Genomic DNA, 13,651 nt, shown 5'->3' on the forward strand with positions numbered 1-13,651 from the left:
GGAGGCGGCACATGGCGTTGCGCGTTGGCGTGATCGGCGGAGGACAGCTGGCACGGATGATGATCGCTCCGGCGGTCGAGCTCGGGATCGACCTGCGGGTGCTCGCGGAGGACGAGGGCATGTCCGCCGGGCTCGCGGCCACGGCCGTCGGCGACTACCGCGACCTCGCGACGGTCCGCGCGTTCGCCGAGGGTGTCGACGTCATCACCTTCGATCACGAGCACGTGCCGCAGGACGTGCTGCGGGCCCTCGTCGCCGACGGCGTCGCGGTGCACCCGGGGCCCGACGCGCTCCAGTTCGCCCAGGACAAGCTCGCGATGCGTGCCCGTCTCGCCGACCTCGGGGTGCCGCAGCCCGAGTGGGCAGCGGTGCGGAACGTCGCCGAGTTGCAGTCCTTCCTCGACGCCCAGGGTGGCGCGGCCGTGGTCAAGACCCCGCGGGGTGGCTACGACGGCAAGGGCGTGCGCGTCGTCCGCTCCGCCGACGACGCACGGGACTGGCTGGACGCCCTCGGTGAGGGGGAGGCACTGCTCGCTGAAGAGCTCGTGCCGTTCGTCCGCGAGCTCGCCCAGCAGGTCGCCCGGCGCAGCGGGGGAGAGATGATCGCGTACCCCGTGGTCGAGACCGTCCAGCGCGATGGGGTGTGCGCCGAGGTCATCGCGCCCGCCCCGGCCGCCGGCGATCGGCTGGTCGAGGTGGCGGAGGGGATCGGACGCACCATCGCGGAGGGTCTCGGCGTCACCGGCATGCTCGCGGTCGAGCTGTTCGAGACCGACGACGAGCGCATCCTCGTCAACGAACTGGCCATGCGTCCGCACAACAGCGGGCACTGGAGCCAGGACGGCGCCGTGACCGGACAGTTCGAGCAGCACCTGCGCGCGGTCGCCGACCTGCCGCTGGGCAGCACCGCTCCTCGCGCGTCGTGGTCGGTGATGGTGAACATCCTCGGCGGCCCGATCGGTGCCACGCTCGACGAGCGGTTCGCGTCGGCGATGGCGGAGCACCCCGGCGCCAAGATCCACACGTACGGCAAGGCGCCGCGTCCGGGTCGCAAGGTCGGACACGTCAACGTCGCCGGGGAGGACCTGGACGACGCGGTGTACGTCGCTCGGGCGGCCGCCGCGCACTTCGCGTGACGCGAGGCGGACGGGACCTGGGCGCAGCCGCGTGCCGCTGGGGTGTTCTCCCAGCGCGAGCCCGTAGCCTGTTCTGGTGACAGAGCCACTTCACTCCTCCGCTGCGCCCGTGGTCGGCGTCGTCATGGGGTCCGACTCCGACTGGCGCGTCATGAGTGACGCCTCGCAGGCCCTGACGGACTTCGGGATCCCGCACGAGGTCGAGGTGGTCTCGGCGCACCGCACCCCCGACAAGCTCATGTCGTATGCGCGGGAGGCCCGCGCGCGAGGGCTCCGCGTGATCATCGCGGGGGCCGGCGGAGCGGCCCATCTGCCCGGGATGCTCGCGTCGATGACGCCGCTGCCCGTGGTCGGTGTTCCCGTGCCGCTCGCGTACCTCGACGGCATGGACTCGTTGCTGTCGATCGTGCAGATGCCGGCGGGGATCCCCGTGGCGACCGTCTCGATCGGCGGGGCCCGCAACGCCGGCCTCCTGGCCGCCCGCATCCTCGGCGCCGCCGACGCGGAGCTCGCCGACCGGGTCGAGGCCTACGCCGCCGATCTCGAGTCGCAGGTCGCGGCGAAGAACGAACGGCTGAAGGACTCGCTGTGACCCTTGCGCCTCCGCGCGCACGACAGCGCCCGATCATCGAGACCCGGCCGCTGCGGCACCCGGACTCCACCGACCCCGGGATGATGTCGAAACGCGGGTGGTGGCTCATCGCGATGAACCTTCTTCTTCCGGGGTCCGCTCAGGTGCTGGCGGGCAACCGCCGTCTCGGTCGGTTCGGTCTCGGCGCCACGCTCACGGCCTGGCTGCTGGTGATCGTGACCGTCGGTCTCGCCCTGTTCGCCCGACCGGTCCTCCTGTGGCTCACGGTCGCCGGCGGGTTCTTCTCCGCCGTGGTGCTGACGATCGTCCAGGTGCTGCTGGTGGCGTACGTGGTGCTGTGGATCGTGCTGACCCTCGACACCCTGCGCCTCGTGCGGCTGGTCAAGGTCCCCAACCCCTCGCGGCTGGCGATCCCCGTGGTGGCGCTCGTGCTCCTCGGTCTGGTCGGCGGCGCCGCCGGTTACGCCGCGACATCGGTGGGATCCGTGCGGGGAACCGTCGGGGCGATCTTCGGGCAGAGCGGACCGAGCCTCCCGCCGAGCGACGGCTACTACAACATCCTCCTGCTCGGTGCGGACAGCGGGGACGGCCGCGACTCCATGCGTTTCGACAGCATCTCGGTCGTGTCGGTGAACGCCGAGACCGGTGCGGTCACGATCACGGGCATTCCGCGTGAGCTCCCGAATGCGCCGTTCAGCGACGGCAGTCCCATGCAGGCGCAGTACCCGAACGGATTCGAGGGGCACAGCTCGTCGACCTGCGGGTGGAACGGCTGGATGAACCACGTGCGTTACGCCGCAGAGGTGTGCCGGGACGACGGAGGAGCGGAGCTGTACCCGAAGGCGGTCGCCCAGGGCTCCGAGCCGGGCATCGAAGCGACGAAGGATGCCGCCGAGGGCGTCCTCGGGATCGAGATCCCGTACTACGTGTTCGTCGACATGCACGGCTTCGCCGACCTGGTCGACGCGCTGGGCGGGGTCGATATCAACGTCACCGAGCGTCTCCCGAAGGGCGGTCCGCCCGAGGGATGGACCGGGACGGACGTGAACGAGTGGGCGATCGGCTGGATCGAGCCGGGACAGCAGCACATGGACGGCGACACGGCGCAGTGGTACGCCCGCTCGCGCTACACGACCAGCGACTGGGACCGCATGAAGCGGCAGCGGGAACTTCAGGAGGCGATCCTGGCTCAGTTCACGCCGCAGACCGTGCTGACGCGGTTCAACGAGGTCGCCGCGGCGGGCACGGCGTTGATCAGCACCGATCTGCCCCAGGACAAGCTTCCGGAGTTCTTCGATCTGATGCTCAAGGCGAAGGAGCAGCAGGTCACGACGATCGAGCTGACCCCGGATTCGGGCGTGGACGAGCACAACCCCGACTACGGGTACATCCACCAGATGATCCAGCAGGCGCTGCACCCGCCGACGTCGACCCCCACGCCCAGCCCCTGACGGAGGGGGCCCGCTCCGCGTGGGCATGGCGCAGCCCACGGGCGACGCTCCCGAGGGTCGTCGCCCGTGGGCGTCCGGTGCAGCACCGGATTCGCCAGACGACGGTGATCGGAGGGGGAGGGATCACCGTCGTCCAGCCGACCACCGCGCGAGGCGGCAGCCAGGCTCAGGCGCGCTTGCGGCGAACGATCCCGGTGGCGACGAGCGCCCCACCGGCGACCAGGGCGGCAGCTCCACCGCCGAGCACCCACGGCGAGACCGAGCCGCCGGTGAGCGCGAGCTCCATGCCGCCGCCGGTCAGGGGCAGCTCGGTACCCGCGGGTGCGACGGCAGGGTCGTGATCGCAGCTGGACGCGGCGTCGTGGCCGTGCGACACGGTGATCGTGGCGGTGTACGGACGCGAGCCCCCGAAGGCGACGGCGTAGGAGCCCTCACCGTCGGCCGGCGGGCGGAACGTCAGCGTCATGCTGCCGTCGGCGCCGGCGGTGTTGCCGGAGGTCGCGGCCTTGCCCGCGTTCTTGCCGGAAACGGAGACCGCCACGTTCTCGGACGGCAGGAAGTACCCGGGGCCGAAGACGATGGTGGAGACCTCGCACACGTCGATGATCGGGTCGCCGACCTTCACACCGGGAGGCGAGGGGTACGAATCGCTCGATGCGTCCGGAATCGTCGGCGCAGCGGTTGCGATGGTCGGCGCGACGAGTACCAGCGCGCCAGCGGTAAGGCTGATGGCAGCCAGTTTCTTCAGCATGATCTCTCCCCAGAAATGTCACGCGGAATCGCCTCCGGACACACCCCTGCGTCCGACTGCGTGAGGTCTCCTGCCCCCACGGCAGGTTCACAGACCCCAGTTATTCCCCAGTGAGATGACAGTACCCCATTCGAGGGAGATTGTCACGAACCGCAGTGGAGTGTGTCCTTGGTCAGCTCCGGCCCCGTGATCAGGGGGGTGTGCAGCACCTCGGTGAGCCGCTGACCGGCACCCGTGCCCTGGAACTCGACGGTGATGGTGGTCGACTCGCCGGGCGCCAGCTGCACCTCGTGCTGCACGACGGACCGGTCGCCGAGCATCGCCGTCTGCACGCCGTCGTCCTCACCGTCCCTGTCCACGTGGGACGGGGTGGCGCCCTCGGGGCCGTACACCGCGATGAGCGTGCGCACGGTGCCGGGCGGCACGCCGTAGAACCCGTCGCCCGTCACGTACGGGGGCAGGGAGGTCGCCGCGTCGGCGGGTGCGGTGTTCGTCCAGGTGACGGTGATCTGCGTGGTCGGCTCTCCGTCGCAGCGCCCGACGGCGGTCGCGATCGTGGCGCGCGTGTAGTAGTCCATCTTCGCGCCGGTGCCGTCGTTGAACAGCACGCCCACGTGACTCGTGTCGGCCGAGTCCGGGGGGATCGTGCCGCCGAGGGCGCTCGCGGCGAGCAGGGTCTCCTCGTCCTCGTGCGCGCTCCAGATGCGGATCCGACCCTCGCCCGCGGCATCGGCCAGCGCGCCGATCAGAGCCTGGGGATCGCCGCCCGACAGGGCTGCTCCGAACAGGCCGCCGGCTGCAAGAGCGAAGATGTCATCCTGTGCCACGGGGTCGGGGACGGCCGCGTAGATCTCGGACAGCAGAATGCTCGTGATCGTGTCGGACGTCGCCGTGAAGGGCCCGAACGTCAGGTCGCCCGTGACCTCCATCAGATGCTCGGCGACCAGGGCGTCCACGGCGATCACCCCGTCGACCTGGCCACCGAAACGCCCGACCCACCGTGCCGCGATCGTCTCGCCGGCCTCGCGGAAGTCGGGGATGCTGGTGATGTTCTGCAGGAACCGTCCTGGGCGATCCTCGAACAGCGCCGTGGTGGACTCGCTCACCGGGAGGGGGACATCGAGGGCGGGGAAGTCGCGCGTCGATGCCTGGCTCTGCAGGGTCACCCGCCCGTTCTCGGCGTGCAGCAGGGCGATCGAGCCGATGATGCCGCCCGAGGAGCGCAGTTCGGCGTTGTTCTGCATCGCGAGCACGTACGTGCGCGGCCCGTCGCCGCCCAGCATCGTGGGCAGGAGCACGGCAGCGCCGTGCAGCGAGCCCACGACCGTCGCCGCCTGCGTGACGGATCCTCGCATCTGACGGATGGCATCGGCGAGAGGGGGCAGCGTCGCATCGGCGTCGATGCGCTTGGCTCGGTCGTCGGCGGAGGTGAGCGACGCCGCGGCGGCGGCCAGGGGCTCCTCGACCTGGGCGAACGGCGCGAGGTTGATCGCGCCGTCGGTGAAGCCCAGGCTCGACAGGTCGAGATCGGCGCCGACTTGCAGCAGGGGTCGCAGCGCCTCGGTCGATACGTCGTCCGCGATCTCGGCGATCTCGCTGACGGCCTGGAAGTTCGGACCGACCCACGGCAGGACGCCGAACGCGTGCCAGATCGGATCGGAGGTGAGGTCATGGGCGGAGGCCGCGTTGCGGGCGATGGCATCGGAGATGGGCTCCGCGCCGTCGAGATCGCCCTCCGCGATCGCCTGCTTCAGCTGGGTCGCGCCCTTCGCGACCTGACGCAGATCGTCCACCGCGCCGATGCCGCGGACCGTGACCCAGCCGATGGCGATCACGAGCAGCGTCAGGAGGATGCCGATGGTCCATCCGATCCATCGGCGTCGGGCAGGAAGTCGGCCATCGCTCACTCGAGCATTCAAGCACGGTGGGTACGCGCGAGGCCATGGAGCGCGCACGTGAGGTCATGCGTTGCTGTGGGAACGCTGAAATTGCGGACCGGCGGGCGGTGCGCTCCACGGCTCCGCAGCATGCCGCGGTTAGCCTGAACCCATGGGTGCTCGGCTGCGTGTGGTTCTGGATCAACTGGTGCACGTCGTGGACCAGGACCAGGCCACGGCGGCACGTGAGCTGACGGCGGGGCTCGTCGCGACGGCCCCGTCCGGCTGCGCGGTCGACGCGATCGTACCGGCGGGCGCGCAAGTGGACGTCACCGGGGTCGACGAGGTGCGCACGCTCGGTCTCGGTCGCCGGGAACTGGCGGCCTCGTGGCAGCTGGGCATCGCTCCGGGTGTGGGCGGCGGGATGATCCATGCGCCCACGCTGATGGCGCCGCTCGTGCGCCACGACAGGGTGCACGACCACGATCAGACCACCGTGACGGTGTGGGACCTGTGCGCCTGGGACGACCCGGGCGCCCTGTCGAAGTCGGCCGTGGCCTGGCAGCGCGGCATGCTCCGCCGTGCCGCGCGGCACGCGGACGCCGTGGTCGTGCCGACCCACGCCGTGGGGGAGCGTCTGGCCGAGATCGCCCGACTCGGCGACCGGATCCGCGTCATCGCCGGCGCACCGCCGCACGATTTCGCCGTGCCTGCCGACGCCGAGTCCCGGCGGGGCGCGCTGTCCCTGCCGTCGGAGTACATCGTCCTGACCGGATCGGCGGACACCCTCGCGGCGGGGTTCCGTGGAGCCGTCGCCGCCGGCGTCGATGCCGTGGTGCTCGACGCCCCGGAGGGCTCGGAGCCGCGGCTGGCCGAGGTCGCCTCCGCCGCAGGCCTGCCCGAACGGCGCGCGCACGTGCGCGGTGCGCTGTCGGCAGCGGACCGCGCTGCCGTGCTCTCGGGGGCGTCCGCCTACGCGGCGACGAGGACGGTCGCGGGGTGGCCGTGGCGCGCCGTCGAGGCGCTCACCGTCGGGGTGCCCGTCGTGGCGAGCGATACCGGATGCCACCGTGACGTGATCGCGGACGGCGGGATGTTCGCCGCGCCGGACGACCTGCCCGACGCGCTCGCCGATGCGGCGGGCAACGGTTCTGCGCGCTTGCGGGTGCTCGCATCGGACCGCTCGCGCGCGTTCTCCTGGGCGGGCGCGGCGGAGAGGGTGTGGAGCCTGCACGCCGACCTGTGAACGGCTGAGAAGACGCTGCACAATCGGGCGACACGCCGAATTCCCCTGGTGGAAACGTCGCAACAGTGGCATCATCTCGCAACTTCCGTCACACTGGTCACATGTCTCGACGTGCCCCACGCTCGCGAAACACCCTGAGGACCTCCCGACTCCTCACCTGTTTCCTCGCCGTCTCCGCCCTCCTCGTCGGCACCGTCGTGCCGGCCACCGCCGCGACGGCCGCCGCTTCCGCCTCCGCGCCCGTCGCCCGCGCGGTCGGCGCCCCCGCGGCGTCGGGGATCGCGAAGAGCACGCTCGCCGGCTTCACGCCCGGCAACATCATCAGCGACGCCGTCTTCACCAATAAGGACACGATGACGGAGGCGCAGATCCAGGCCTTCTTCAACGCGCGCGTCTCGCGGTGCCTCGGCGGCACCGACGAGGACGGTCGTCCCATCGTGTGCATCAAGGACTTCAAGATGACCACGGTCACTCGGGCCGCCGACCAGTACTGCGACGGATACACCGGCGCCGCGAACGAGAGTGCCGCGCGCATCATCTACCGTGCAGCGCAGTCGTGCGGGATCAACCCGCAGGTGCTCATCGTGATGCTCCAGAAGGAGCAGAGCCTGGTCAACCACACGTGGCCCAGCGCCTGGCGCTACGACATCGCGCTCGGACAGGGCTGCCCGGACGACGCGCCCTGCGACCCGCAGTACGTCGGCTTCTTCCACCAGATCTACGGCGCCGCCCGCCAGATGCAGATCTACATGGAGGGCAAGTGGTTCCAGTACTACGCGCCCGGCCGCACCTGGAACATCCTCTTCAACCCGAACCGCGCGTGCGGCTCCTCGCCGGTGTACATCGCCAACAAGGCGACCTCGGCCCTCTACTACTACACGCCGTATCAGCCGAACGCCGCGGCGCTGCGCGCCGGATACGGCGACGGCGACACCTGCTCGGCCTACGGCAACCGCAACTTCTACAACTACTTCACCGACTGGTTCGGCTCCACCCAGGCGCCCCAGGTGCCCTCGCTCGCCTCGGTCAGCTCCTCGTCGTACATGGTCGGCGTCGACAGTGCCGGCGTGCTGTGGGGATACCCGTTCGCGAAGAACGTGTGGGGCAACCGCAAGCAGCTCGCGAGCGGCCTGACCGGGGTCAGCGCGGCCATGGTGGTCGGCGATCTCGACGGCAGCGGCACGCGCGACCTCATCATCCGCCAGGGCAACGGCGTCTCGGTGATGCGCGGCAGCGGCGCCAGCTTCTCGGCACCGCAGTCGCTGAACCTGGACTGGAGCGGCGTGGTGCTCTCCACCGCCGCGGGCGACCTCGACGGCGACGGCATCCCCGACGTGCTCACCACCGCCAAGAACGGCGACCTCATGCTGTGGCGCGGCAACGACAAGGGCGGCCTCCTGCCTGCGATCCGCGTCGGCTGGGGGTGGGCAGGCATGAACATGCTCGTCGGCAACATCGACCTCAACGGCGACGGCAACCCCGACCTCATCGGCAGGGACGCCGCCGGTCGACTGTTCGCCTACTACGGAGACGGCGGCGGCGGCTGGACCGGCTCCCGTCAGCTCGGGCAGGGCTGGGGCGGCATGACCGCGATCTTCGTGCCGGGCGACTTCACGGGCGACGGCGTCAACGACGTGGCGGCGCGCACCGCGAACGGCGACCTCTACATGTACCCCGGCGACGGACGGGGAGCGATCACGTCGAGCGGCAAGATCGGCAACGGCTGGCAGATCCTGTCGGCGCTGACCGGTTCGGGCGACCTCGTCACCAAGCCGCGGGCCATGCCATCGGGCGTGGGCGACGTCGACCGTGACGGCGGACCCGACGTGCTCGGGCTCACGGCACAGGGGAACCTCAACCTCTACCGCGGGAACGGCGCCGGTGCCTGGCGCGGCTCCCAGCAGATCGGCTCGGGGTGGACGGCGGGCGACCGACTGATCCCCATGGGCGACTTCAACGGCGACGGGTACCGCGACCTCGGTCGGGTGACCCCCGACGGACGGCTCTGGCTGATCCCCGGTGTCGCGGGCGGCTACGGGCAGCCCGTCGTGATCGGCAACGGCTGGCAGAACCACACGCTCCTCGTGGGCGGCATCGACTTCGACGGCGACCGCAACACCGACATGATCGCGCGCAACTCCGCCGGCCACCTCGTGTACTACCGCGGTGACGGCAGGGGCGGCTGGGCGAGCCAGGCCATCCAGATCGGCTACGGCTGGGGCGGCTTCGACATGGCCGTCAACGGCGGCGACTTCGACGGCGACGGTCGGGCGGACCTCATCATGCGCACGACCGACGCGCGCCTGTGGGTGTACCCGACCAACGGCACGGGCGGCTGGGGCACGCCGCGTCAGATCGGTGTCGGGTGGGGCGGCTTCAACGCCCTGTTCAGCCCCGGCGACTTCGACGGCGACGGCACCTCCGACCTCCTCGGGCGGCACACGAACGGCAACCTCTACCTGTTCCGCGGTGACGGCCGTGGCGGCTGGGGCGCGAGCGGCGTGATCGGGAACGGCTGGAACACGCTCACCGCCCTCGGCTGAGCGCGTGCCGTGAAGGCGTCCGGACGGGTGCCATAGGATACTGGAGTGCGCCGCGGCGACCGCCGCCGCAGCTGAATGAGTGGGGCCGTGACAGATACCCGAGATCTTTTCGCCGTCGTCCCGCGTTCCTCCTTCGACACCCCCGGCACGAGTCGCGGTCTGATCGATGTGGTGCGCTGGCGGTATCTGCTGTACCTGCTCGTGCGGACCGGCGTCACCACCCGCTACCGCAACTCGGTGCTCGGCTGGACCTGGTCGTACGTGCGACCCGGGGCGCAGTTCCTGGTGTTCTGGGTGGTCCTCGGATTGTTCCTCAGCCTGAACAGGAACATCGAGAGCTACCCCGTCTACCTGTTCTCGGGCATCGTCGTCATCAACCTCTTCTCCGAGGCGTTCAAGAACGCGACGACGTCGATCGTGAACAACGCCCCGCTCGTGCGGAAGGTGTTCCTGCCGCGGCAGCTCTTCGCCGTCTCCGCCGTGCTGGTGGCGTTCATCCACTTCCTCCCGCAGCTGGCCCTGCTGCTGATCGTGTGCCTCTTCCTCGGCTGGATCCCCGGGATCACCGTGCTCTCGGTGCTCGCCGCGCTGGCGGGCATCGTCATCGTCACGCTGTTCGCGCTGGGGCTCGGCCTGTTCTTCGGCGCGATCAACGTGCGGTTCCGTGACGCGGAGAACATCGTCGAGCTGCTGCTCCTGCTCGCGACCTGGGCCTCGCCCGTGCTCTACGCGTGGACGATGGTGCAGGAGGCCGTCCGCACGCTCGGCTGGCCGGACTGGATCCTCGAGCTCTACATGCTCAACCCGATCACGCAGGGCGTCGAGCTGTTCCACTACGCCTTCTGGCGTCCGGTCACCGAGACGACCATGCCGCTGCCGCCCGGCCTCGGCTGGAACACGCTGTGGACGTTCCTGATCGCCCTGGGCACGCTGCTGATCGGGCAGCTCGTCTTCCGCCGACTCGAGGGAAGGTTCGCGCAGGACCTATGAGTACCGCCATCGCCCCCCGCCCGAGCATCGTCGTCGACGGTGTGCGGAAGAACTTCACGCTGAACCACGCGCTGTCGCTCAAGGACACCGTGGTCGCCTGGATCCGGCGTCGCAAGACCTCCAGCACCTTCGAGGCGCTCAAGGGGCTCGACCTCGTCATCAACGAGGGGGAGTCGGTCGCGATCCTCGGGCTCAACGGCTCGGGCAAGTCCACTCTCCTCAAGCTCATCTCGGGGGTCATGGAACCCGACGCGGGCGAGGTGCTCACGCGCGGCAGGGTCGCGGGTCTCATCGAGGTCGGTGCCGGCTTCCACCCCGAGCTGTCCGGGCGCGAGAACGTGTTCCTCAACGCGGCGATCCTGGGCATGCAGCGCAAGGAGATCGAGGAGCGCTACGACGAGATCGTCGCGTTCAGCGAGATCGAGCAGTTCATCGACCAGGAGGTCAAGCACTACTCCTCCGGCATGTTCATGCGGCTCGCGTTCTCCGTGGCGATCCACGTCGAGCTGGACGTGCTGCTCGTCGACGAGATCCTGTCGGTCGGCGACGCGCCCTTCCGGGAGAAGTGCCGGCAGAAGTTCGGCGAGCTGATCGCGCAGAAGAAGACCCTCGTCGTCGTGAGCCACGACATGGAGATGGTGCGTGAGCTCTGCACCCGAGGCGTGGTGATCAACAAGGGCGAGGTCGTGTACGACGGCGAGATCGAGGGCGCGATCGCGTTGGTCGACGAATGATCGGCGACTGGGTCGCGCAGTCGGGGCTGATCGCCCTGACGCTCCTCGTCTTCTTCGTCCCCGGTCTCCTGCTGGGCGCCGCTCTCCGTCTGCGCGGGTTGACGCTCTGGGCGTCGGCCCCGAGCCTCTCGGTCGGCACGCTCGCGGTGCTGGCCATCGTCTTCCCGTTCCTCGGGGTGCACTGGGGTCTCGCTTCTGTCGGCATCGCGGTCGCGGTCGTCGTGGCGGTGGTGTTCGCGGTGTCGCTGCTGCTTCGTCGCGGTCGCAGCGTGGCCGACGTGCCACGACGGCAGCCGCGGCACCTCGCGCTCCTGGCCGTCGGCCTCATCGTCGGCGGCGGCCTCAACGCGGCGCGATTGATGGCGTACGTCGGCACGCCGACCGCGATCTCCCAGACGAACGACGCCGTCTTCCACCTGAACGCGCTGCGCTGGGCCGCCGAGTCCGGCACGGTCTCGTCGCTCGACCTCTCCGGGGTGCTGGGCGGATCCACCTTCTATCCCGCGGCCTGGCACGCCATGACCTCGCTGGTGGCTCTGGACATCGGCTCGATCCCGGTCGCGGCCAACATCGTCGCGCTGGTGATCGCCGCGGTGGTGTGGCCGCTGAGCGTGTCGCTGCTCGCCCACGTCGTCAGCCGCGGGGATGCACTGGTCACGGCGCTGGCGGCCGGGTTGTCGGCGGGCCTGATGGCGTTCCCGCAGCTCATGTTCGAGTGGGGTGTCCTGTACCCCTACGCCCTCTCGCTCGCCGTCGTCCCCGCCGCGGTCGCCCTCACGATCGTCGCGGTGCGGTCGTGGCGGGGCGCACGGCGCGGTGAACGCCTTCTGGCCGCTGCGGGTCCGGGCGTCGCCGCGCTCCTGGCGGTGACGGCGGCCACGCTGTCGCAGCCGTCGTCCGTGCTCACGTGGGGTGCGCTGGTGATGCTGTGGTTCTCCGGGAGCCTGCTGCTCGGCATCCGCCGCCCCGGCGCGCGCCCTGTGCTGCGGTGGAGCGTGATCGTGATCGGCTGGGCCGCGGTGGGCGTCGTCTGGCTCGTCCTGGCCTACCTCGCCGGACCGGTGCTGTGGCGGTCGTACCGCGGCGTGTTCGGCGCGATCGCCGACGTGCTGGTGAACAGCCACTCGCTGCTGCCCGCGGCGTGGGGGATGAGCGTGCTGCTGCTGGCCGGATTGATCGCCGCCGTGCGCGACCGGCGACTGCGGTGGCTGGCGGTGGGATGGGCCGGGTTCTCGCTGCTCTACATCGTGAGCGTCGGCACCGACCTTCCCTTCATCAAGAGGGCCCTCACCGGTCCCTGGTACGGCGACTCCTTCCGGCTCGCGGCGATGGTGCCGATCGTCGTCGTCCCCCTCGCCGCCTTCGGCCTCGCCATGATCGTGCGGATGGTGTCCGCCGCGGTCCCGAGGCTCACGGGAGCGCGTCGCGACGCGGTCGCGCTGGTCTCGCTGGCGGTCGTCGCCGTGGTCGGGATCGTCAACGTCGCGCTCTCCCCGGTGGTGCTACTGCGCGTCGCGGACGAGACGGACGAGCAGTCCCGCTACGCGATGAACGCCGACAGCTACCTCTCCGACGACGAGTACCGCCTGCTCACCGAGCTTCCCGACCTCGTGTCGCGGGATTCGCTGATCATCGCGAACCCCTCCACGGGAGCCGGCTTCGCCTACGTGCTCGGGGAGCGCGACATCGTCCCTCGCACGTGGGCGCCGCCGCAGTCCGCCGCGTGGGACGTGATCGCCGCGCACCTGCGTGACGCCGCGGAGGACCCCGCGGTGTGCGAGGCCCTCGCCGCCTACGGCGACCCGGAGTACGTGCTCGACTTCGGCATCGGCGGCACCGGTCCCGGCGAGTACCTCATGCCCGGCATGACCGACTTCGAGGACCGGCCGGGCTTCGAGGAGGTCGCCTCGGAGGGTGACGCGAGCCTCTGGCGGATCACCGCCTGCGGCTAATCCTCGGGCTGGCCGTCGTCCGGGGCGGCACGACGCGCGCCGTCCTGCGGGTCCTGCGACGCCTGCAGCAGCGCGAGCTTGCGCGCGAGCAGGGTGAGGCTGCGCTGCTGCGCGGCGTTCTTCCTCGACTGCGTGTAGACGAAGACCATGAAGATGACCACCAGTGCGTACAGCAGCAGGTCGGTACCGCGCCCGACGCCCACGAGGTTCGCGACCCAGGTGAGCCACTGGGGGAACAGGATCGACACGATCGCCACGAGCACGAAGCCGCCGTACAGGAGACGGCGGATCGCCAGGTGGCTGTCCGCACCGGTCCGGCGCATGAACACGGCGCCGATGGCGATGACGGCCGCGATGAGAAGGATCTGGATCCACATGG

General features: G+C 70.3%; 11 protein-coding genes. 8 read left to right on the forward strand and 3 right to left on the reverse strand.

The features are described from left to right. Positions 1-11: 11 nt before the first annotated feature. The 3 genes from ACWH95_RS11380 to ACWH95_RS11390 all read left to right on the forward strand — a co-directional run bounded on the left by ACWH95_RS11380 (position 12) and on the right by ACWH95_RS11390 (position 3,179). The gene (locus ACWH95_RS11380; protein ID WP_136035339.1) at positions 12-1,136 is read left to right on the forward strand and encodes a 5-(carboxyamino)imidazole ribonucleotide synthase; all 1,125 of its coding nucleotides are present in this window, start codon (positions 12-14) and stop codon (positions 1,134-1,136) included. Positions 1,137-1,260: 124 nt separating this feature from the next. Continuing rightward, positions 1,261-1,728 carry a 5-(carboxyamino)imidazole ribonucleotide mutase gene (gene purE, locus ACWH95_RS11385; RefSeq protein WP_136029996.1) on the forward strand — a complete coding sequence of 156 codons (468 nt, stop codon included), beginning with the start codon at positions 1,261-1,263 and terminating at the stop codon, positions 1,726-1,728. Continuing rightward, positions 1,725-3,179 (forward strand): LCP family protein, encoded by a 1,455-nt coding sequence (locus ACWH95_RS11390; RefSeq protein WP_136029939.1) that lies wholly within the window; start codon positions 1,725-1,727, stop codon positions 3,177-3,179. Before purE ends, ACWH95_RS11390 begins: the two co-directional genes overlap by 4 nt. Positions 3,180-3,345: 166 nt before the next feature. Here ACWH95_RS11390 and ACWH95_RS11395 read toward each other — a convergent pair whose 3' ends face one another. Further along, the gene (locus ACWH95_RS11395) at positions 3,346-3,804 is read right to left on the reverse strand and encodes a hypothetical protein (protein WP_240744521.1); all 459 of its coding nucleotides are present in this window, start codon (positions 3,802-3,804) and stop codon (positions 3,346-3,348) included. A gap of 269 nt (positions 3,805-4,073) precedes the next feature. Further along, on the reverse strand, positions 4,074-5,837 hold the full coding sequence (locus tag ACWH95_RS11400; protein ID WP_454120685.1) for a DUF4012 domain-containing protein: 1,764 nt from the start codon (positions 5,835-5,837) through the stop codon (positions 4,074-4,076). 142 nt (positions 5,838-5,979) lie between these two features. Here ACWH95_RS11400 and ACWH95_RS11405 point away from each other — a divergent pair, with 142 nt between their 5' ends. From ACWH95_RS11405 to ACWH95_RS11425, 5 genes are all read left to right on the forward strand, one after another. Beyond that, positions 5,980-7,053 (forward strand): glycosyltransferase, encoded by a 1,074-nt coding sequence (locus ACWH95_RS11405; RefSeq protein ID WP_206251498.1) that lies wholly within the window; start codon positions 5,980-5,982, stop codon positions 7,051-7,053. A gap of 101 nt (positions 7,054-7,154) precedes the next feature. Next, entirely contained in the window at positions 7,155-9,596 is a 2,442-nt protein-coding gene (locus tag ACWH95_RS11410) for an FG-GAP repeat domain-containing protein (protein ID WP_136029931.1), read from the forward strand. Between the two features lie 75 nt (positions 9,597-9,671). After that, complete coding sequence (locus tag ACWH95_RS11415) at positions 9,672-10,586, forward strand: ABC transporter permease (RefSeq protein WP_136029929.1); 915 nt, start codon at positions 9,672-9,674, stop codon at positions 10,584-10,586. Further along, on the forward strand, positions 10,583-11,320 hold the full coding sequence (locus ACWH95_RS11420) for an ABC transporter ATP-binding protein (RefSeq protein WP_136029927.1): 738 nt from the start codon (positions 10,583-10,585) through the stop codon (positions 11,318-11,320). The genes ACWH95_RS11415 and ACWH95_RS11420 overlap by 4 nt, the downstream gene beginning before the upstream one ends. Continuing rightward, positions 11,317-13,272, forward strand: a complete 1,956-nt coding sequence (locus ACWH95_RS11425) for a DUF6541 family protein (protein ID WP_136029925.1) — start codon at positions 11,317-11,319, stop codon at positions 13,270-13,272. Before ACWH95_RS11420 ends, ACWH95_RS11425 begins: the two co-directional genes overlap by 4 nt. On the opposite strand, the gene ACWH95_RS11430 is transcribed toward ACWH95_RS11425, so the two are convergent. After that, complete coding sequence (locus ACWH95_RS11430; protein ID WP_136029923.1) at positions 13,269-13,649, reverse strand: DUF2304 domain-containing protein; 381 nt, start codon at positions 13,647-13,649, stop codon at positions 13,269-13,271. The genes ACWH95_RS11425 and ACWH95_RS11430 overlap by 4 nt on opposite strands. Positions 13,650-13,651 lie beyond the last annotated feature (2 nt).

Source organism: Microbacterium sp. NPDC055502, from assembly GCF_053643635.1.